We start from the raw sequence: 18,663 nt of genomic DNA, 5'->3' as shown, positions 1-18,663 counted from the left end.
CCTGCGCGGGGGTGATTACTGCTGGTGGCCGTGCTCGCAGTCGCGGAGCAGGTGTTCGTCCATCGCGGCGTCGAGCAGCGCGGTATGGGTCGTGCCGCTTTCCCATGCGGCGCTGACCTGCTCGGTGCAGAGCGGGCAGTTGACCTGGTACCGCCGCCACTGGCCAGGGCTGGCCGGGATGTCGAAGTAGCCGAACTGGCGGGCCCTGCGGGCGAGCTGGCGGCGACCCGTCTTCGTCGCCGGGTTCACTCCCCGCCGCCCTCGTCCTCGTCGGTGTCGAGGAGCTGCGCCTGCAGCAACTCGACGACGATCACGCGGGGCGGCTTGCCGCCGGGCCTGGGCGCGAACACGGCGCAGTCCGGCGGGCAGCGCGTGGTCCGGTCCTCCTCGTCGGCCGGGGCGGTGCCGCAGTGCGGGCACCGCTCGCGCGGCGAGGTCTGCGCGACGTCGAACGTGCCCTTCTTCACGTAGTAGCGAGGCCCGCGCTTGGAGGACTGCCAGCCCTCCTCGGCCAGCGTCTTCTCCTTGGTCTTCTCCTCGTCGCTCTTCTTCCGGCCGATGTGGCGGAACGTGCCGAGCGACGTCTCCCCCTCGGCCACGCACCGGCCCTGGCTGATCCAGTAGTCGAAGCCGCCGCAGTGCGTGAGGGGGCGGCGCTGCGCGGCCAGCAGCAGCGCGTTCTGCAGCGAGTAGCCGGGCTCGTCGCTGGCGGGGTCGAGCTTCCAGCCGATGCTCGCGGCGATTGACCGGAACCGCTCCAGCTCGGCCGGGTCGTTCAGGCACAGCACCGCGTACGTGTGCAGCGCCTCCCGCGCTGCCGCGCGACTGGCGGCGCTGCGGTCCTTCATCGCCTGCGTCACGGGGCGGCGCTTACCCGTCTTCTTCTTGGTCGCCATCGTGGCGTTCTCCCTTTTCAATTCGTTAAAAGCGGTAGCGCTGTTAGCGGTCAGGAGTGGGTTATCTCGTAGCTGTCCGGGATCGACACGGCGCGGTTGCACGTCAGGCACTCGTAGCCGTCGCTCTCGAAGCTGCTGTCGCCGAGGTGAGCGTTGATCACGCCGTTGTCTGAGAGGGACAGGACGTTCTCTCGGCTCGCCACGTCCAGTTCGACGATGTTGTTGGCGGTGCGGCAGTCGGGCCAGGGGCAGACGAGGTTGCCGTCCTCGATGAGGACGGTCGGCTCGTCGTCCTGGCCCTCGTTGTCGGGCAGCTCGTCATTCATCCCTGGCAGCGGGACCTCGCAGCACTTGGACACGATCGCGCTGTACGAGTCGCCGCGCGTGACGATGCGGGAGTTCCTGCCGCATGAGGGGCAGATGCGCCGCTCAACGCCCGGCAGGTCGTCGTCCTCATCCTCGAAGTCGGCGGCGAAGAGGCCGGGCGCGCTCACTGCTGCACAGCCACTTTCTCCTCGGCGCGGACGTGCGTGGTGAACGGGTCGCCGTTGGTGCCGTCGTCGTAGGAGACGACGAGCCGGACCTTCGTGTCCTCGTCCGGGACGATGTCCGTGATCGTCCCGGCCTTGTCGCCGACGATGACCCGCTGACCGCAGTCGAGCGCCGACATCTGCTCCCGGTCGCCCCGCAGGTAGCGACTCAGCCTGCTGATCGCCAGGACGGTCATCGGGCGGGACTGGCCGGGGTACTGGACGACGGCCGCGCACGCCTTCCCCGCCCGGAACGCGACGATGATCTGCCACGCGTCGCGGGTCAGGGCCATCTCGGTAGTGCCGTCCTCGTCGGCCGGGCTGGTGGCGAGGGACCACCCGCAGCCCTGCGCCTTCGTGGTGATCACGCTGTGGCTGGTGGCCGGGTTGACGGCGGGCCTGATTCTCCTGCTCATACGATTCCTCTCAAGATCGACGCAGCACGCGCCACGTCGTAGACGGGGGCGGGAAGATCTGTGGGGGCGCCGCAGTGGCACAGTCCGGTGAGGACGACGCCGCCGTGAATGTCGAGCCACCACCGGTTGGCGGCGGGCGGGAAGTACTGGTTGAGCAGCACTGCGGCCACTTCGTTGCGCGGCCGGTCGCCAGGGTGCGACAGGCGTCCGACGATCAGGTGGGCGGCGGGGTACTCCTCGACCTCGGAGATCTCGGTGTCGTTGTCGCCGTCCCCGAGGGTCAGCGCGGCCGTCAGGCGCCGCTGGTCGAGGCGGTCGTCGTCGGCCAGCCGCAGATGCACGCGGGTGCCCCAGCCTCGGGCGGCAAGCAGCAGCCCGATCACGGTGCTCGTCACGCTGGCCTTTCAGTTGTTCCAGCCCTGCTCGGGCAGGGTGTTGAGGAGGCCGATGATGTAGGTGGCGCCAGCGCGCTCGCGCTTGCTGAGGTTCGGCTGCCAGGTGAGGGAGATCCGCAGAGCGCGGCCCTTGTCGGCGGAGACGTCGAGCGTGCCGAAGTACAGGCCGCGGCTGAGCCGGAGCTGGTAGATGCGGCGGTGTGGCTCGTCGGGGATGTTGACGGTGAACCCGTCGTTGCGGAGGCGCTGGATGATTCCGGCGGCGCTGCGGTTGGGCTGCATGGGCATGATCAGTTCCTTTCAGGGCTGGAGTTCGGGCGGAAGTTCGTTGATGGGGATGCGGCGGACGTGGGCGCCCGCTCCCCAGTTGCGGACGGTGTTCCAGGCGTGTGCTCGTGCCCATTCACAGGGCACGGGGTGCCGGTTGTTGGGGTCGGGCTGAGGAGGGGCGCAGGTGACGCAGGGGCGGCCGGTGACGTAGACGTTGCCGCCGCCGTTCGGGCTGACGGCCCTGTAGGCGTAGCCGCGTTCCTGGTCGAGGTTGTCGTTACTCATGGCGGGCTACCTCCAGTTGGCGGAGCAGGAGTAGCTGTGCTGCGCAGGGGGCGCGTCGGCGCGGGCCGGGCAGTCGTTGCACTGGTCGTGGATCTCGACGGGGAAGACGTCGGTGATGCTGACCGGTTCGTGCTCGGTGTTGTCGTCGTCGCCATCGGCGGCGCGGTTCACGAATGCTCCCCTTTTGGATGGTCTGTCACGGCCCGGCGGGTGAGTTACCCTGGGACGCACTGGGCCTTCGTCGTGGCGATGAGGGTTCGGGGCTTTTTGTGGTGTTGGGATGGCCGGACCTGTGGCGGGTCCGGCCATCGCCGTTCTCGAGGCTTTACTGGCGGGGCAGGACGCGCAGGGCGTAGTGGTTGATCGGCTCGACCCATACGCCCGCAGGCAGCGGAACCGGCTCGTACTCCACCGGGGAGTAGTCCGGCCGGCCGCCGTGGCAGGCCAAGACCGTCCAGTCGTCCTCGCCGTGCTCCCAGACGATGACGCGGCCGCTGCCGCCGTCCCATTCGTCGTCCATGACCTGCGGCCAGTAGTTGCGGTCGCCGTGGAAGTGTCCGCCGATCGCGTCGGCGATCTGCTGCGCCAGCTCGTCGCTGATCTCGGCAGAGGCAGTGTTCGGCCAAGTCATGCTGTTGATTGCGGTACCGCAATCAACGGCGCGTGTGGCCAGCATCGCACTGAACAGCATCGAGCCTTCCTGTATGGCGTGCTGGATGGCCTCGCTCGCGTGGGCAGGGCCCCAGTCGGCGGTCTCCATGATCGCGATGAGCGCGTGCCGGACGTGCCCGAACGGGCCGGGGTCGCGGGCGAGCTTCTGGTCATCGGCCTGGTTGAGGCGACGCAAGACGAGCAACAAGTCCTCGGCGATGCCGCGGGTGGTGGTATCCATGATGTTCCGTTCGGGTGGTGGGGATCAGATGAGGCCCATGTCGAGCAGGGGCGAGACATGGCCGTCCGGGCAGGTGCCGTCCGCCTCGATCTCGTAGCCGTCCGGGCAGACCGGGGTATCGCCGTAGACGCTCCACTCCCAGCCCTCGGGCAGGTCGATCAGGTCACTCAGCATGTTCGTGGTCCTTTCGTGCGGGCTCAGTGGCAGGTGTTGGCGCAGACGGGCTTGCCGTCCGTCGTGCGGGCGACGGCGGGGCCGTCGCAGGTGCGGCAGGTAGCGCGGTCGCTGATCACGTCGAGCGCGGTGTCGATCGCGGCGCACGCGGCCATGAGCAGGCGCCGCTTGCAGTCGAGGCCAGCGTTGCCCCGGACGATCTGCTCGAAGTCGAGCCGGTCGTCCACGGCAGCGCGGGAGGCGCCGACCAGCAGCATCTCGACGCCTACGTGGTCAAGGTCGGACGTGGCGGGGTCGGTGGCCTGGGCGGCGGTGAACGTGGCCACGAGGAGCGCGTCCACCAGCGAACCGCGCTCGTCGAGCTTCTTCCGGCCGGCGAGGTAGTACGGCTTCGGGCGGCCGTCGTGGTACTCGATGCCGGGCGGGGTCGTCTCCAGGTTGGTCGGGGCGACCTCGTGCTCGGCGTTGTCGGGGTGGCTGTCACTGTCTCCGATCAGCTTCCAGCCGTGAGCGGTGAGCAGGCCGTCCAGCTCGGGGGCGTCGTCGTCGAGGTGGATGCCGGTGTCGAGGATGGCGACGACGTTGGGCAGGGGGAACAGCTTCGTCTCGCCGTTCTCGTCGTACTCCTCGGCTTCAGCGATGGCCACCAGGTGGTGCGCGGGGAGGGGAGCACCGTCGATGCCGAGCTCGAAGGTGTCGGAGTCGTCGATTGCGACGGCCAGGTAACGAGTGGTCGTGTCCGCCTCCCTGGCCAGGGTGGTGGCCGGCTGAACCCGGACGCCGAAGTCGAAGATGACGTGCCGGATGACGACCATCTGGCCTTCGGGGGTGAGGTTGTCGTACGTGGCGTCGTCCGGGTGCGGCGTGGGGCCGGTGTCCCTCTCGTAGGCGAAGTGGTGGGCGGCCGTCTTGGTGACGGCGTCCAGGATGTCCTCGTACTGCTCAGGGGCGGCCGGGTTGGTCAGCATCCGGGCGATGGTCGCGAGCATCTGGCTGGTGGTTCCGCCCGCGTTGCGGATTCCCTTCACTGCGGCGAGCAGTTCGGTGTGGGTGCGGGTGGTCATCGTGTCCATGTCGTTCTCCTTGAATGATCGGATCGCTAGCGCTTGGCGTGCGAGGCGAGTTCGTACGAGCGGGCGATGATGCGGGATGTCGTCTCGGAGATGCCGAAGTCGTGCGGGAGGAGACTCCAGCCATCAGCGGTCAACTTCTGGTGCTCGTCCTCCAGGTAGCCCTCCAGGCTCTGGCATTGGTCCGGCTCGGTGTGCTCCTCGAACAGGTCGTCGCCGTCATAGGCGATGTGGCGGCGGTGCCCAGTGAAGTCGGTGTCTGCGCGCTGTCCGGCGAACCACAGCCAGCTCACGCCGCCAGTTTCGGTGACGTCGCCGGACAGGTCCGCCTCGCCGGGGAGGTAGATGGTGAGGTGGCAGATCTGGATGCCGAGCGCGGACGCATTGGTGGAACGGGTGTACAGCCGGGTGATCCTGTTCATGGCGTGATTCCTTGCGACATGCCGCGGCCCCGCGACCGTGGCGGTCGCGGGGCCGGAGCCTGGTGGTTGATTGCGGTGCCGCTATCAGCACATCTTGTCGGGCCCGTCCAGCCAGGCGGTGGTGCCGATTGGGGCGCCCTGTGCGGCGTTTCGGCTGGTCAGGTGCGGTTCTTGTGGTGTTACGTCTTCGACGCTAACACACATAAGAGGGTGACGTAGACATTTAGGGGTGCGGTGATCCCTCCTCTTGTAACGATTTGGTTAACGCGTCAGACGCGTCCTAAGCGATGAGCAATGCATGACGCGTCAGATGTACCAGAAGCGTACTGACAGCGCGTCTCCGTGGAGCTGACGCGCGTACAGACGCACCTGGGGACGTCCGTGAACCGCTGGCTCCGGCTCCGCTGGGTTGGATCAGGATTTGTCGTTTTGTCGGTGTGCGCGGGCTCGCATCCGTGCCCGCGCCAACGACACCCGGCGTCGCTCCGCCTCCTTGTCCTCCGCCTCCGGCTCAACCTCCGGCGGCGAGACCTCGACGAGCTGCGGCTGCGCCTCGATCGACTGCTGCACCTGCCGGTCGATCAAGGCCCACCGCCCTTCTTCCACCACCCGGGGCGCCCGCGCCGCCTCCCGCTCACGAGCCCGCATCGCCCGAGCAGCCGCCGGCGACGACCGCGCCAGCAACTCCCGTGCTCGCTGCGCCCGCTCGGCGTACTCGTCGCTCATGACGCCAACCACCGAAGACGCTCGGCCTCCCGCTGCAGCCGCTTCGCTTCCAACACCGCGCGCGCCGCCCGGTAAGCCTCGCCCGGACCAGACGTGTCGCCCGGCTCGGCCACGGGCGGGGCCGCGAGAGCTTCCGCCCTGCTCAACCTCGGTGGCAGCTCGACCGGCCCACCGACGCGGCGAGCCCTCATCTCGTCGAACCGCTCCTGCAGCGCTGCCCGCTCTGCGCGGAGCTGGGCGGCTGCGGCCGCGAGGCGCTGCGACTTGCCGGGGAAGGGCCGGCCGTGCTCGTCCAGCCACGCCGACAGCCGGAACCGCACCCAGCCGGAGACGTTGCGGATCTGGTCGCGACTGGTCCAGGTGTAGGTCCAGGCCGCGCCGTCCGGCTGGTGGTCGAGGGCGTGCAGCACGTCGGCGGCGGTCCACCCCGCAGCGACGAAGACCCTGGTCAGGTGCCGGATGTACCACGGAGACAGCCGCCGCAGCGTAGCGCTCTCGTCGTGGATGTTCTGGGCGATCTGGAGCGCGTGCTTGCGGGTCCCCGGCGTGGCGGCGGCCTCGTTCGTCGTCGAGATTCGGTTCTGGCGGCGCGGAGATGATCTTTCCTCGCGCGCGTGCGTAGGACCTTCCTGTACTCCCCTACGGGAAGTACAGGAAGGGGGTTCAGTTGTCGTTTTGTCGGTGCACATGTCGGGTGCGTCCTGCTCGACGGCCGGGACGCACAGCACCCAGACAGCCGCCCGATTCCCCAAGCCGTCGTCGTCGAGTCCGCACCTGGTGCCCCTGCGGAAGCGGACGGTGGTGCCCTCCTCGACGACGCCGAGGAGGCCGCGCTCGCGCAGCCACCGGATCCAGCGCTTCACGGTCGATAGCGCCAGGTCGAGGTCATCAGCGATGCGCTGCTCAGTCGGGCGAGTGGTCATCGTCGTCCAGTCAGCCCAGCCGGCCAGCTTGGCCGCCACATCGGTGAGGTTGCGGTAGGCGTGGCACTTCAGCGTGAGCGCGTCAGGGTGCTCCTTGACGGCACGGAGAAACGCCTGTTGGGAGGGGGCGCGGCACATGCCTTCGGGCACGGCTGACAGGACCGACGTACGGGAGGGGATGAGCGAGGGTTGCGAGGCGTTCGGCTGCGGCGCGCGCCTGTGATGCGGGCGCGCCGAGGGGAACGCTTGGCGAGGTGATATCTTCGGCTCCAAGCATCTAGGGGCACCAACCCGATCGGTTTGCCTGGCGACCAACCTGGAACCGGTCAGGGGTGCGGTGTCATTGGTGATGTGGTGAGGCGCTCTCCGCTCTTGCGGGGGGCGCCTTTCTCGTTGTTTGGCCGGGGGCTGCTCCTGAGGGGTGGGCGGTCCGGGGCTCTCGCCGTGTTCCGGTGGTCACGTGTGATACAAAGAATACAACTTGACGCGTCTGACGCGTCAGATACACACCATAGCGCGCTGCGTGTAGATGCACGAGACGCACGCACGAAGATCACAACGTGCGATCGGGCGACGTCCCAGGAGACGGCTGGCGTGAGCTTGCGGGCTCGCGACCAGGGCAAACGCCGGACCCAGGGGTGCCTGCCGCGCGCCGGCCCCAACCCCTCAAGGAGCAGCACGATGGCCCGCGTCAAAGACCTGTGGTTCAAGACCGTGACGGACCCGGACGGCACCCCGAAGCGAGAAAAGACCACGCGGCACGGGAAAGGGAAGCGCTGGTTAGCGGTCTGGACGAACTTGGAAGGCCGGGAGCAGACCAAGGCGTTCGTCAAGAAGACCGAGGCCGAGAAGCACGGCTCGATGATGGACGCCGACAAGGCGCGGGGTAACTACATCGACCCCAACGGCGGCAAGAAGCGTCTGGCCGACCTCGTGGAGGGCGAAGAGGGCTGGCTGGCGTCGCTCACCGCCGACCCGTCCACTCGACAGATCTACGAGGGCTTCTGGCGGGTGCACATCAAGCCGAAGTTCGGCCAGCGAGAGATCGGCTCGCTCCGGCCGAGCGAGATCCGAACCTGGGTCAAGCAGCTTGAGAAGAGGCTGGCGAAAAGCACCGCCAACCGCGTACTCGCGTTTCTCGAACAACTCCTGCAGAGCGCCGTGGACGACGACCTGATCGCCAAGAACCCGTGCGCGTCGAAGGTCGTCAAGAAGCCCCAGCCGGACACGCGAAGGGTGGTGCCGTGGCCCGTGGAGCGCCTGCTGGCGGTGACCAAGGCGCTTCCCGAGCGGTACAGGATCCTCGCGACGCTGGGCGCCGGCCTCGGGCTGCGCCAGGGCGAGATCTTCGGTCTCGCCGTGGACGACGTGGACTTCGACAAGGGCGTGGTCCACGTACGGCAGCAGGTGAAGCTGATCGACGCGAAGCTGCTGTTCGGCCTACCGAAGCACGATCGCGAGCGGACCATCCCCCTGCCGGATTCGGTCGCCGAGGCTCTGCGGGAGTACCTGGACCAGTTCCCTGCCCGAGAGGTCACCCTGCCCTGGGAGGAGGTGGACGGCGACGCCCACACGTTGAGGCTGGTCATCACCAGCCGTGAGGCGAAGGCGTTGAACCGCAACTACATCAACACCTACGTCTGGAAGCCTGCTCTGGTGCGTGCGGGCGTGGTCACTCAGGCGGAACTCGACGCACGGGTGCCGGGGCGCCGCAACCAGAGGAACCGCAAGCACGGGATGCACGCCCTGCGGCACCTGTACGCCAGTCTGCTGCTCGACGCCGGGGTGTCCGTGAAGGCGTTGGCCGAATATCTCGGGCACCAGGACCCCGGTTACACGCTGCGGGTGTACACGCACCTGATCCCCGGCACTGAGGGCCGGGCCGGAAAGGTGATCGACCTCGCATTCCATCCCGAGGAGCCGGAAACCGGAACAGGGCCGGAACAGGAGGCTAAATGATCAAGGGCTCGGCAGGTCAGCCGACCCTATAGATCACACCTACGACGTGTGACGGCGGCCCTCTGAACCGAACAGAGACCGTACGGCAACGGCCCGGCATCGAATCATGATGCCGGGCCGTTCGTGCAGGTGGGAGGAGCCGGTGGGCTCCCTGGAGCGCCGGCGCGTCATCGTGGTACGGCCCGAACGTGATCGCCGTGGATCGTCAGTCGGTTCCGATGCCGACTCGGTAGGTGTGGCCGAAGTTGTAGGTGTTGAAGACGCCGCTGGTCGCGCCGACCTTCAGGTCCACGGTGTCGCCGTAGTCCCTCTGCCCATTGAGGTGGATGGGGACCGGCGTGTCAGAGCACCAGTACCTCACGTCCTGCCAGCCGCGATGCGTGGCGCCGTAGTCCAGCCTGACGGACTGTGCGGTCAGGGCGCCATGGTGGCAGTAGGCGTCCAGTTCGCCGTTGATGACGTAGCCGTAGGGGCCGTTGGACGAAACGGTCCCGTTGAAGCGGACGTCGTACTTCGTGACGCCGTAGGGATCGGTGTCGATGTATTGGACCTGGACGTGGACCGTCTCGGCACTCGCCGGCGCCGCGGTGGACACCGCCAGCAGGGCCGAGCCGAGAATCGCTCCGGCGATCGCCGCGTCACGCGAGCGGTGTGAAGAGGTACGAGCCATGCACGCTCCCTTCCAGTGGAGGGCGGCGACCGTCGCGCGCCACTCTCGCCACTCAAAGTAATCTCATGATGACTATGAGTGATATGCCGCACGAGTGAGAGCCCACTGACCTGCGGTCCAGCCATGTCCCCGCACATGCCCCACACCGCGGCCCCCGCGTGAGGAGCCAGGAGCAGCGTTGCGGATCTTCAGCGCGCTCCCGCCGATCACACCCCATGTGGCGACCCGGCAACCCGGTTCCTTACCGGCCGGGCAGGCGGTGGCCCGCCAGCCAGACTCCCGCGATGTCGAGCGTGGCGTCGATGTTGGCGGCCGGGTCGCCGTTCACGAGGAGCAGGTCGGCGCGGAGGCCGGGGGCTATCGCGCCGCGGTCGGTGAGGCCGAATCGGGCGGCCGGGGCCGCGGTCGCGGCGGTGAGGGCCTCCATGGGGGTGAGGCCGGCCTTGACGAGCAGGGCGAGTTCCTGGTGGAGGGTGACGCCGTGGGCCGTGCCGACGTTGGAGGCGTCCGAGCCGGCGAGCAGGGTGACACCCGCGTCCCGGAGCCGCCCGACCGTCTCCGTGGCCGTGGCCGTCTCCGTGGCCGTCTCCGTGGCCGTCTCCGTGGCCGTCTCCGTGGCCGTCTCCGTGGCCGTCTCCGTGGCCGTCTCCGTGGCCGTCTCCGTGGCCGTGGCCGTGGCCGTGGCCGTGGCCGGATCGTGCCGGGCACCGTCCGGCAGGGGGAGCGGGCCCATCGTCAGCATGCGGCGCGACGACTCGGCCAGGAAGGGGGCGACCCTGGGGTCCGCGGCCAGGTCCTTGCCCGCGCCGGCCTGACCGAACAACTCGCCCAGCACCGCCAGGGTCGGGATCACCGCCGTGCCGCCCAGTTCGTCCGCCAGGGAGGGGTCCGGCCGGTCGACGAAGACGTGGCCGAGCACGTCCACCCCGGCGCGCAGGGCCTGGCGGGCGGTGGCCGCGGTGAGGGCGTGGGCGATCGCGAGCCGGCCCCGGTCGTGGGCCGCCGCCACCAGCGCGGCGGCGGTCTCCTCCGCCAGCGCCGGGGTGGGGATACCTGTCGTGGAGCCGTCGTCCAGGAGGATCTTGAGGTAGTCGGACCCCTCGGCGAACCGGCTCTCGGCGAACGCGTCCGCCTGGTCGGGGCCGGTGAGGGTGGGGAAGGGCGGGAGGAGACCCATGTCCACCAGGTACCAGCCATAGCCGCCCGGCACCGTGGCGGCGGTGCCGGCCGTGCGGAGGTCGGCCCTGCCGGGGCTCGGGGCTCGCAGGGCGGCGGCCTGGGCGGGGTCGGACATCAGGTCGAGGACCGTGGTGACGCCGAAGAGGGCGGCCTGCTCAAGGTCGCCAGGGAAGACGTGGGCGTGGGCGTCGATCAGGCCGGGGAGCAAGGTGCGGCCGCGGCCGTCGACCACCTGGCACGCGCGCTCCCGACCGGGAGCGGGGCCGGCGGCGCTCGCGGTGTTCGCCGAGCGCGGTTACGCGGCCGCCACGCTCGCCGGGATCGCCGCGCGGGCGGGAGTGACGCGGGGAGCGGCATACCACCATTTCGGCGACAAGGCCACGCTCTACCTGGCGACGATCAGTGAGCTGTGGGCCGAGGCCGCCGCGCCCGCCTGGGGGGCGCTGGACGGCGAGGGGACCGTGATGGAGCGGCTCAGGCGCTTCCTGGTGGCGTTCTTCACCGCGCTGGAGCGGGACGCGACGCTACGGGAGGTGTTCGCGCTGTCCATGCGCAGCGCCGAGGGCATCCCGGAGCTGGACAGCGGGCTCCGGGACAAGCGGATCGTGATGGAGGGCTGGAAGCGCGGGCTGATGGAGTCGCTCGCCGGGGCGCGACTGCGCGACGGGCTGTCGGCCGAGACCGCCGCGCTGGCCATCATCATGTCCGTGAACGGGACGGCGGCGACCTGGCTGGCCTGCCCCGAGCTGTTCTCCCCCGCCGGTCAGGCCGCGGCCCTGGCCGACGCCGTCCTGTACGGCCTCACGCCCCCGTGAACTCGAACCGGCGCGACGACGGGCCGAGGACGGCCGCCTTCGGGGTGACGGGCCAGAGCGTGTTCAGCTCGCCGGACACGGCGGCCGTGAGGGCCTCCATGTCCTTGGCCGCCGAGTCGTGCAGCGCCTCCGCGACGATCAGGACACCGGCCGTCGTGTCGCGGACGGCGGAGTGGCCGCTCTGGCGGTTGCTCCAGCGGCGGGCGTGGGCCCGGCCGTCCGCGTCGGCGAAGATCACTTCCTGGGCGGGCGGCCGTTCGGTCTCGCCGGAGAAGGTCACGTACGTCTCGTCGCCCGTGGCGTGACGGACCTCCAGGTGCCGCCCGATGCGCGAGACGTCGAACACGGCCACCGGGATGGCGTAGGCGATGGAGATCGCGTTGCACAGGTCGACCAGGGGGTGCAGGCCCGGCAGGGAGCCTTCCTTCCTGAAGCGGCGCAGCAGGGACTCCGACGCGCAGCGATATTGGGTGGGCTTGAGCCCCATCTTCGAGAAGGTCCGCCGCCACGCCTGGATCTCCGGGAGCTCGCTCTCGGAGGCGACACCGGCGAGCCGCGCGGCGGCGCGCTCGGTGTAGGCCGCGATCGGGGCGGCCGCGGAGACGTCGGCCGTGATGCCCTCGGCGTAGAGGACCCCGGGCACGAGCTCGGGGAAGTCTCGCCAGATGTCGTCGGAATGCTGGAAATACATGGATCTCACTCCGCGGGACGCCGTCCTGACCTTCTCCCGGGGAAGCCTATAGCGCCGTAGGTAACGCAGGTCACAGCGGTGAGAATGGCCGCCGTCAGGAGTGGGCCGTCCCGGTGCCCGCCCAGCACGGCGACGCCGAGGGTGGCCCCGACCTGGCGTACGGCGTTGAGCACGCCTCCGGCGGTGCCCGCCGTGCCGGGCGGCGCTCCGGCGAGCACGCCCACCGTCAGGGCCGGGAGGCAGAGCGACAGGCCGAACCCCATGACCAGCAGCCACCCCGGCAGGCCGCCTCCGGCGAGTGCCCCTCCCGCCAGGCCCGTCGCCAGCAGCGCCAGGCCCGCCACGATGGGCGGGCGCGGGCCGTGGCGGGCCACGACGCGGCCGGTGAGGACCGGGTTCACGGCCATGGGGAGGGTGAGGGGCAGAAAGGCCAGGCCGGTCGCCATGGGGGTGAGGTGGTAGGCGTCCTGGAACAGGAGCGTCAGGACGAACAGGGCGCCGGAGAAGGAGAAGCCGGCCACGGCGCCGGCGAGCAGGTCGGGCCCAGGTGGCGGAGAGCAGGCCCCGGGGGACGGCCCCGTGGGACGGCCCGTGGGTGGCGCGCCGCTCGGCGGCCGTCAGCAGCCCGAGGGCGGCCAGGGACAGGGCCGCCGCGACGAGCGGGGCGTCCGTCAGCGCCTCCGCCAGGAGGCCGAGGAAGGCGCACGTCAGCGCCTGGGCGGGCCAGTCGATGTGGCGCGCCCCACGGGGAGACCTGACCCGCGCCACGGCCAGCAGGCTGATCAGGGCGATGGGCGGGTTGACGAGGAAGACGGCGTGCCAGCCGTACAGGCCGGTCAGGAGGCCGCCCAGGAGCGGGCCCGCCGCCAGGGCCGTGCCGGTGATGGCGGCCCAGACGCCCGTGGCGCGGGCGCGGGCGGCCGGCGACGGGAACAGCTCGGCGATCAGGCCGAGCGAGCCGCCCAGGCACAGGGCGCCCGCCACGCCGAGCAGGGCGCGCAGGGCGATCAGCGCCCCGAGGTGCGGCGCCGCCGCGCTCAGGAGCGACAGCGCTCCGAACGCGGCGCCCGGCGGGGACACCGGGACGCTGCTGGTGTCGCCGCCGGGATGCTCGATCCGGATGGCGGCGGAGCGCATGCTCCCGGCCGGCGGGCCGCGGCGGGAGCTGAGCGGCATCGCGACGGCCCGCGAATGGGCCAGGCAGGGGCTGGGGCGGTCGCTGCTGCCGGACTTCGCCGTGGACGCCGACCTGGCCTCGGGCGCGCTGGTGCCGCTCGACACGGGTCTGGAGGAGGCTCCCGGGCTGGCGCTGCGGCTGGTCTGGCTACGCGGCCGGGAGCCCGCCCTGCGCGACGTCCTGTACGCCATGAGCGCCTGACCGGCATACCGCGGCGTCTGACAGGGTTACGGGCGTTTGAGGCGGTAGACGACGTGGCGCAGGATCGGGCTGTTCGGGGCCAGCCATGGATGGTCGAAGTCCGCGCCCGCGTCGTACGTCATCCCGAGCCGCTCCATGACCGCCCGCGACCGCGTGTTGCCCACGGCCGTCATGGAGATGATCTCGTCGAGCCCGGCCTCCCCGAACCCGTACGCGGCCGCCCGCCTGGCCGCCTCCGTCGCGTAGCCGTGCCCCCACGCCTCGCGCGCCAGCCGCCACCCGATCTCCACCGCCGGCAGGAACGGCGCGTCGAACGTCTGCAGCACCAGCCCCGCGAACCCGATGAACCGCCCGCTCTCCCGCACCTCCAGCGCCCACAGCCCGTAGCCGCGCGCGTCGAAGTCCCGCTCGATCCGGTCCACCATGGCGTCGCTCTGCTCGCGCGTGAGCAGGTTGGGGAAGTGCCGCATCACCTCGGGGTCGGCGTTCAGTGCGGCGAACGGGGCCCTGTCGTCGTCGCGCCACCTGCGCATGATGAGCCGCTCGGTCTCCATCCGGCCTAGAGTACGCGGCTGAGGAACGCCTTCGTACGCGGGCTGCTGGGGTTGTCCAGGACGTCGGCCGGGGTGCCGGACTCGACGACCACGCCGCCGTCCATGAACACCACCCGATCGGCCACCTCGCGCGCGAACCCGATCTCGTGGGTCACCACGATCATGGTGAGCCCGTCCTCGGCCAGGCCCTTCATGGTGGCCAGCACCTCGCCGACGAGCTCGGGGTCGAGGGCGCTGGTGGGCTCGTCGAACAGCATCAGCTTCGGCCGCATGGCCAGCGCCCTGGCGATGGCGACCCGCTGCTGCTGGCCGCCGGAGAGCTGCCGGGGGTAGCTGGCCGCCTTGTCCTCCAGGCCCACGCGGCGCAGGAGGGCGTGCGCGCGTTCCCGCGCCTGGTCGCGCGGCTCGCGGCGGACGCCGACGGGCGCCTCGACGACGTTCTGCAGGACGGTGAAGTGCGGGAAGAGGTTGAACTGCTGGAAGACCATGCCGATCTCCCTGCGCTGGCGGGTGATGTCGCGTTTGCGCAGGTGGCGGACCTTGCCGCCGGACGCCTCGAACCCGATCAGCTCGCCGTCCACGTGGATGGCGCCGCCGTCGATGGTCTCCAGGTGGTTCACGCAGCGCAGGAACGTGGACTTGCCCGAGCCGGACGGCCCGAGGATGACGACCACCTCGCCCGCCGCCACGTCCAGGTCGATGCCCTTGAGCACCTCGAGGTGGCCGAAGTGCTTGCGTACGGCGCGGGCGCGCACCATGGGGACGCTCACGAGGGGACCTCCGAGGGACGGCGGCGGCGGAAGGTCGCGAAGGACCAGAAGCCCTGCGGGGCGTTCCTGGTGGCGCCGCGGGCGTAGTGGCGCTCGATGAAGGACTGGCCGACGTACAGGATCGAGGTGATCACCAGGTACCAGACGCACGCGACGATCAGCAGCGGGATGGTCTGGAAGGTGCGGTTGTAGATGGACTGCACGGTGTAGAGCAGGTCGGCCAGGGCGATGACGCTGACCAGCGACGTGGCCTTCAGCATGCTGATCACCTGGCTGCCCGTGGGCGGGATGATGAAGCGCATGGCCTGGGGCAGCACGATCCGGCGGAAGGTGCGGGCGTCGCTCATGCCGAGCGCCGAGGCGGCCTCGGTCTGCCCGGGGTCCACCGACATGAGGCCGCCGCGGATGATCTCCGCCATGTACGCGCCCTCGTTCAGCCCGAGGCCGAGGATGGCCGCGAGCAGCGGCGTGATGAGCACGTTGGTGTCGGCGGCGGCGAACGCGGGGCCGAACGGGATGCCGAAGGAGATCTCCGGCAGCAGGTACGACAGGTTGTACCAGAGCACGAGCTGCACCAGCACCGGCGTGCCGCGGAAGAACCACACGTACAGCCCGCAGGCGGCCCTGGCGACCGGGTTCTCCGACAGCCGGCCGATGGCCAGCAGCACCCCGAGGAGCACGCCCACGGCCATGGCGATCACGGTGAGGAGCAGCGTGGTGAAGATGCCCTGGCCGATGATCTGCGCGTTGACGTACCGGCCGACGACGTCCCACTGGAAGTTGGGGTTGGTGACCAGCAGGCTGACGAGCTGGGCGGCGAGCACGAGCAGGACGATCGAGGCGACCCAGCGCAGTGGGTGACGGGTGCGGGCGGCGCCCGCGACGTCGATCTCGCTCATGATTTCGCCATGTTCACGCCGGCCTGGTCGAGCTTGTTGTCGGACGTCCCCCACTTGTCCATGATCTTGGCGTAGGTGCCGTTGTCCATGAGCTTCTGGATGCCGTCCCTGAGCACGTCGCGCAGCGGCGAGTCCTTGCCCACGACGGCGCCCTGGTAGAGGTCGTCGAACCCGTTGGCCTGGCCCTTGCCCGCCAGCTCCAGCTTGCCGCCGGCCTGCGCCACGAAGTACGTGAGCGGCGCCTGCGAGGAGAAGAACGCGTCCGCCCGGCCCGAGCTGACCGCCAGCACGGAGGTCGGCTGGTCCTTGTACGACTGCACGGTGATCTTCGGCTTGCCCTCCTTGGCGCACGCCGCGGACCGGCTCTTGATCACCGCCTCGGCGGAGCCGCCGGCCATGACCGAGATCTTCAGCCCGCACGTGTCGGCCACGGAGCCGATCTTGTCCGGGTTGCCCTTCGGCACGGCGAAGACGACGAACTCCTTGACCCAGTCCACGAAGTCGTTGTTCTTCTGCCGGTCGGTGAAGTCGCCCACCGGGCCGATGGCGAAGTCGTAGCGGCCGGAGGCGATGCCGGTGAGCGAGCTGGGCAGGCCGTCCACGGTGACGTGCTCGATCTTGACGCCGAGGAGCTGGCCGAGCGCCTCCGACATGTCGGCGGCGGCGCCGGTCAGGGACCTGCCGTCCGCCCCGGCGATCTCGTACGGCGGGAACGAGCCGTTGTTGACCGAGACCAGCCGGCCGGCCTGCTTGGCCTTGTCCGGCAGGCGGTCGTAGAGCGCCTGGTCCTTGACCTGGGCGGCGGCGGGCTGGCCGCCGGGCTGCTGGGTGGCCAGCACGCCTTCGGCCTCCTCCGGGTTGGCGCCGCAGCCGGCCAGCAGGAGGGCGGCCCCGAGCAGGGCGGCCGTCGCGAATCTAGACATGTGGCTCCAATCGCGGGTCCACGGCGAAGCGCCGGTTCTCGAGGACGGGCAGAGTGCGGCGGGCGCCGGCGAGTTCGTCGGCCGAGGCGTCGGACCACAGCAGGCCGGGCGCGTCGCCCAGGCGGGCCCGGGTGATGCCGAGCGGGTCGACGACCATGCTGGCGCCGATGTTGCGGCGGCCGCACTCGCCGGAGGCGGCCACGTAGCAGGTGTTCTCCAGGGCGCGGGCGGTCACCATGACCTCCCAGTGCCATTCCTTGGCCGGGCCGCGTACCCAGGCGGCGGGCAGCGCGAGCACCTGGGCGCCCTGGTCGGCCAGGAGCCTGGCCAGCTCGGGGAAGCGTACGTCGTAGCAGGTCATCAGGCCGACCTTCCAGCCGGCGCAGTCGATCACGACGGGCGCGTTCGTGCCGGGGACGACGTTGTCGGACTCGCGCCGGCCGAAGGCGTCGTACAGGTGGAGCTTCGTGTACGTCGCCACGATCTCCCCGCCCCTGGCCGCCACCAGCACGTTGGCCACCCGGCCGTCGCCCGCCGGGACGTGCACGCCGGCGATCACCGTGGTCCCGGAGCCGCGCGTGTGCTCGACCAGCCCGCTGACGAACGGCCCGTCCAGCGGCTGGGCGGCCTCGCGGATGCGGGCGGGCTCGTCCACGAAGAGGGAGAGCGCGCCCTCGGGCAGGACCAGCAGGTCCGCCTCCCCCGCCACGGCCCCGTCGACGAGCTCCCGGCAGGTCTTGAGGTTGCCCTCCCAGCTCTCTCCCGAGGCGAACTGTCCTACGGCGATTCTCATGGGGTGAAGACCTCCTCGGCCTCGATGCGGCGGTTCGAGATTCCCTGGGCGTGCAGTTCCTCGCAGAAGGCCGCGACCATGGCGGCGTTCCGGTCGATGCCGTACGGCATCCAGTCCTGGCCGAACGTGCGGGCCGTGGCGGTCAGGTCGTCGAGCAGCCACGGCGTGGTGTCGGCGAGCAGCCTGCGCCGCGCCTGCCAGTGCCGCTTGGACCGCTCGAACAGCTCCAGCACGGCCCCGGGCAGCCACGGATGGCGCTCGACGCTCTCGCGCTTGAGCGTCACCAGGTGGATGCCGGGGACGAAGCCGGTCTGCCGGTAGTAGTCCAGCTCGGCGGCCCGATGGTCGGGCAGGAGGTGGCGGAAGCGGCTGTCCGGGGTGAAGAACTCCTCGGGCATGAACGGGGTCATGATCGCGTCGTGGCGGCCGTCCGCGAGCCCTTCGGCCAGGCCGTCGCCGGTCAGCGCCACGTTGTCGGGGAACGGCACCGGGCCGACGCGGTCCTTGCCCGTCTCCCCGGCGACCAGCGGGCCGACCGTCCACTCGACGCCCTTGACGTCCACGCCGGCGGCCCGCAGCAGCGCCCTGGTCCAGGTGTTGCCCGAGTCCGGCCAGCCGGTGAGCCCGATGCGCGCGCCCTTGAGCTCCTCCAGGGTGGTCAGGTCGCTGTCGCGGCGGACGAGGACGCAGCGGTGCCGGAAGCCGCGCATGACGAACACGGGCAGGCCCACGAGCCGGTCGTCGCCCGCGGCGCGGCCGAGCACGTACCGGCTGAAGGAGGTCTCTCCGCCGTCCACCTCCGGCTCGCTCAGGACGTCAGGGGTGACGGCGCGGGACTCGAGGTCCAGCTCGAAGCCGTCGGGCCGGACCTGCCCGGTCGCGACGGGCACGAGGTGGTCCCAATCCCGCAGTGCAAGACGAATATTCGCCACAAACCCCCCAAGTGATTTCAGTTGCCGCGAATTGCCAGAAACCATATGTTCAGGTCGACAAGGCACACAAGAAGATCTTTGTTGCTGAACAAAGATTTAAG

General features: G+C 70.2%; 27 protein-coding genes and 1 pseudogene. 3 read left to right on the top strand and 25 right to left on the bottom strand.

Annotated elements, in window-relative coordinates:
* Positions 1–15 precede the first annotated feature (15 nt).
* From AB0I15_RS06930 to AB0I15_RS06865, 14 genes are all read right to left on the bottom strand, one after another.
* Positions 16–249, bottom strand: coding sequence for a hypothetical protein (locus tag AB0I15_RS06930; RefSeq protein WP_358091228.1), 234 nt, complete (start codon positions 247–249; stop codon positions 16–18).
* A complete protein-coding gene (locus tag AB0I15_RS06925; protein WP_358091226.1) occupies positions 246–896 on the bottom strand; it encodes a hypothetical protein in 651 nt (216 codons plus the stop codon). Before AB0I15_RS06925 ends, AB0I15_RS06930 begins: the two co-directional genes overlap by 4 nt.
* Positions 897–946: 50 nt before the next feature.
* Positions 947–1,390, bottom strand: a complete 444-nt coding sequence (locus tag AB0I15_RS06920) for a hypothetical protein (protein WP_358091224.1) — start codon at positions 1,388–1,390, stop codon at positions 947–949.
* Positions 1,387–1,842 (bottom strand): hypothetical protein, encoded by a 456-nt coding sequence (locus AB0I15_RS06915; RefSeq protein ID WP_358091222.1) that lies wholly within the window; start codon positions 1,840–1,842, stop codon positions 1,387–1,389. Before AB0I15_RS06915 ends, AB0I15_RS06920 begins: the two co-directional genes overlap by 4 nt.
* Positions 1,839–2,237 carry a hypothetical protein gene (locus AB0I15_RS06910; RefSeq protein ID WP_358091220.1) on the bottom strand — a complete coding sequence of 133 codons (399 nt, stop codon included), beginning with the start codon at positions 2,235–2,237 and terminating at the stop codon, positions 1,839–1,841. The genes AB0I15_RS06915 and AB0I15_RS06910 overlap by 4 nt, the downstream gene beginning before the upstream one ends.
* A gap of 9 nt (positions 2,238–2,246) precedes the next feature.
* A complete protein-coding gene (locus tag AB0I15_RS06905; protein ID WP_358091218.1) occupies positions 2,247–2,525 on the bottom strand; it encodes a hypothetical protein in 279 nt (92 codons plus the stop codon).
* 12 nt (positions 2,526–2,537) lie between these two features.
* Positions 2,538–2,792, bottom strand: coding sequence for a hypothetical protein (locus AB0I15_RS06900; protein ID WP_358091216.1), 255 nt, complete (start codon positions 2,790–2,792; stop codon positions 2,538–2,540).
* Between the two features lie 6 nt (positions 2,793–2,798).
* A complete protein-coding gene (locus tag AB0I15_RS06895) occupies positions 2,799–2,963 on the bottom strand; it encodes a hypothetical protein (RefSeq protein ID WP_358091214.1) in 165 nt (54 codons plus the stop codon).
* A gap of 154 nt (positions 2,964–3,117) precedes the next feature.
* Positions 3,118–3,684 carry a hypothetical protein gene (locus AB0I15_RS06890; RefSeq protein WP_358091212.1) on the bottom strand — a complete coding sequence of 189 codons (567 nt, stop codon included), beginning with the start codon at positions 3,682–3,684 and terminating at the stop codon, positions 3,118–3,120.
* A gap of 24 nt (positions 3,685–3,708) precedes the next feature.
* Entirely contained in the window at positions 3,709–3,858 is a 150-nt protein-coding gene (locus tag AB0I15_RS06885) for a hypothetical protein (protein WP_358091210.1), read from the bottom strand.
* A gap of 23 nt (positions 3,859–3,881) precedes the next feature.
* Entirely contained in the window at positions 3,882–4,931 is a 1,050-nt protein-coding gene (locus AB0I15_RS06880) for a hypothetical protein (RefSeq protein ID WP_358091208.1), read from the bottom strand.
* 26 nt (positions 4,932–4,957) lie between these two features.
* Positions 4,958–5,350, bottom strand: a complete 393-nt coding sequence (locus tag AB0I15_RS06875; RefSeq protein ID WP_358091206.1) for a hypothetical protein — start codon at positions 5,348–5,350, stop codon at positions 4,958–4,960.
* A 414-nt stretch (positions 5,351–5,764) separates the two neighbouring features.
* Positions 5,765–6,076: a hypothetical protein gene (locus AB0I15_RS06870; RefSeq protein ID WP_358091204.1), complete on the bottom strand. Its 312-nt coding sequence runs from the start codon at positions 6,074–6,076 to the stop codon at positions 5,765–5,767.
* A complete protein-coding gene (locus AB0I15_RS06865) occupies positions 6,073–7,149 on the bottom strand; it encodes a hypothetical protein (RefSeq protein WP_358091202.1) in 1,077 nt (358 codons plus the stop codon). The genes AB0I15_RS06870 and AB0I15_RS06865 overlap by 4 nt, the downstream gene beginning before the upstream one ends.
* 531 nt (positions 7,150–7,680) lie before the next feature.
* Here AB0I15_RS06865 and AB0I15_RS06860 point away from each other — a divergent pair.
* Positions 7,681–8,958 carry a tyrosine-type recombinase/integrase gene (locus AB0I15_RS06860; protein ID WP_358091200.1) on the top strand — a complete coding sequence of 426 codons (1,278 nt, stop codon included), beginning with the start codon at positions 7,681–7,683 and terminating at the stop codon, positions 8,956–8,958.
* A 205-nt stretch (positions 8,959–9,163) separates the two neighbouring features.
* Here AB0I15_RS06860 and AB0I15_RS06855 read toward each other — a convergent pair whose 3' ends face one another.
* Positions 9,164–9,628 carry a hypothetical protein gene (locus AB0I15_RS06855; protein ID WP_358091198.1) on the bottom strand — a complete coding sequence of 155 codons (465 nt, stop codon included), beginning with the start codon at positions 9,626–9,628 and terminating at the stop codon, positions 9,164–9,166.
* A gap of 241 nt (positions 9,629–9,869) precedes the next feature.
* Positions 9,870–11,039 carry an amidohydrolase family protein gene (locus tag AB0I15_RS06850; RefSeq protein ID WP_358091196.1) on the bottom strand — a complete coding sequence of 390 codons (1,170 nt, stop codon included), beginning with the start codon at positions 11,037–11,039 and terminating at the stop codon, positions 9,870–9,872.
* On the opposite strand from AB0I15_RS06850, the gene AB0I15_RS06845 reads away from it, so the two are divergent.
* Complete coding sequence (locus tag AB0I15_RS06845; protein ID WP_358091194.1) at positions 11,017–11,622, top strand: TetR/AcrR family transcriptional regulator; 606 nt, start codon at positions 11,017–11,019, stop codon at positions 11,620–11,622. The genes AB0I15_RS06850 and AB0I15_RS06845 overlap by 23 nt on opposite strands.
* Here the strand turns inward: AB0I15_RS06845 and AB0I15_RS06840 are convergent.
* The 3 genes and pseudogenes from AB0I15_RS06840 to AB0I15_RS06830 all read right to left on the bottom strand — a co-directional run.
* The gene (locus tag AB0I15_RS06840; protein ID WP_358091582.1) at positions 11,609–12,313 is read right to left on the bottom strand and encodes a phenylalanine--tRNA ligase beta subunit-related protein; all 705 of its coding nucleotides are present in this window, start codon (positions 12,311–12,313) and stop codon (positions 11,609–11,611) included. The genes AB0I15_RS06845 and AB0I15_RS06840 overlap by 14 nt on opposite strands.
* 5 nt (positions 12,314–12,318) lie before the next feature.
* On the bottom strand, positions 12,319–12,834 hold the full coding sequence (locus tag AB0I15_RS06835; protein WP_358091580.1) for an MFS transporter: 516 nt from the start codon (positions 12,832–12,834) through the stop codon (positions 12,319–12,321).
* 196 nt (positions 12,835–13,030) lie between these two features.
* Positions 13,031–13,450, bottom strand: a pseudogene (locus AB0I15_RS06830) (MFS transporter); the annotation flags it as partial.
* Here AB0I15_RS06830 and AB0I15_RS06825 point away from each other — a divergent pair.
* A complete protein-coding gene (locus AB0I15_RS06825) occupies positions 13,407–13,691 on the top strand; it encodes a LysR substrate-binding domain-containing protein (protein ID WP_358091192.1) in 285 nt (94 codons plus the stop codon). The pseudogene AB0I15_RS06830 and the gene AB0I15_RS06825 sit on opposite strands and share 44 nt — an antisense overlap.
* 26 nt (positions 13,692–13,717) lie before the next feature.
* Here AB0I15_RS06825 and AB0I15_RS06820 read toward each other — a convergent pair whose 3' ends face one another.
* Genes AB0I15_RS06820 through AB0I15_RS06795 form a run of 6 tightly spaced genes read right to left on the bottom strand, consistent with a single transcriptional unit; the run spans position 13,718 to position 18,520 of the window.
* Positions 13,718–14,245 (bottom strand): GNAT family N-acetyltransferase, encoded by a 528-nt coding sequence (locus tag AB0I15_RS06820; RefSeq protein ID WP_358091190.1) that lies wholly within the window; start codon positions 14,243–14,245, stop codon positions 13,718–13,720.
* A 5-nt stretch (positions 14,246–14,250) separates the two neighbouring features.
* Positions 14,251–15,003, bottom strand: a complete 753-nt coding sequence (locus tag AB0I15_RS06815; protein ID WP_358091578.1) for an amino acid ABC transporter ATP-binding protein — start codon at positions 15,001–15,003, stop codon at positions 14,251–14,253.
* Positions 15,004–15,011: 8 nt separating this feature from the next.
* Complete coding sequence (locus tag AB0I15_RS06810; RefSeq protein WP_358091188.1) at positions 15,012–15,914, bottom strand: amino acid ABC transporter permease; 903 nt, start codon at positions 15,912–15,914, stop codon at positions 15,012–15,014.
* Positions 15,911–16,837 carry an ABC transporter substrate-binding protein gene (locus tag AB0I15_RS06805; RefSeq protein WP_358091186.1) on the bottom strand — a complete coding sequence of 309 codons (927 nt, stop codon included), beginning with the start codon at positions 16,835–16,837 and terminating at the stop codon, positions 15,911–15,913. The genes AB0I15_RS06810 and AB0I15_RS06805 overlap by 4 nt, the downstream gene beginning before the upstream one ends.
* Positions 16,830–17,630, bottom strand: coding sequence for a deaminated glutathione amidase (locus AB0I15_RS06800; protein ID WP_358091184.1), 801 nt, complete (start codon positions 17,628–17,630; stop codon positions 16,830–16,832). The genes AB0I15_RS06805 and AB0I15_RS06800 overlap by 8 nt, the downstream gene beginning before the upstream one ends.
* A complete protein-coding gene (locus AB0I15_RS06795) occupies positions 17,627–18,520 on the bottom strand; it encodes a hypothetical protein (protein ID WP_358091182.1) in 894 nt (297 codons plus the stop codon). The genes AB0I15_RS06800 and AB0I15_RS06795 overlap by 4 nt, the downstream gene beginning before the upstream one ends.
* Positions 18,521–18,663: the final 143 nt, after the last annotated feature.

This window comes from Nonomuraea sp. NPDC050643, from assembly GCF_040654715.1.
GTDB lineage: Bacteria > Actinomycetota > Actinomycetes > Streptosporangiales > Streptosporangiaceae > Nonomuraea.
The sequence above is the reverse complement of the archived record's forward strand: the minus strand, read 5'-3'. Positions and strand labels throughout refer to the sequence as shown.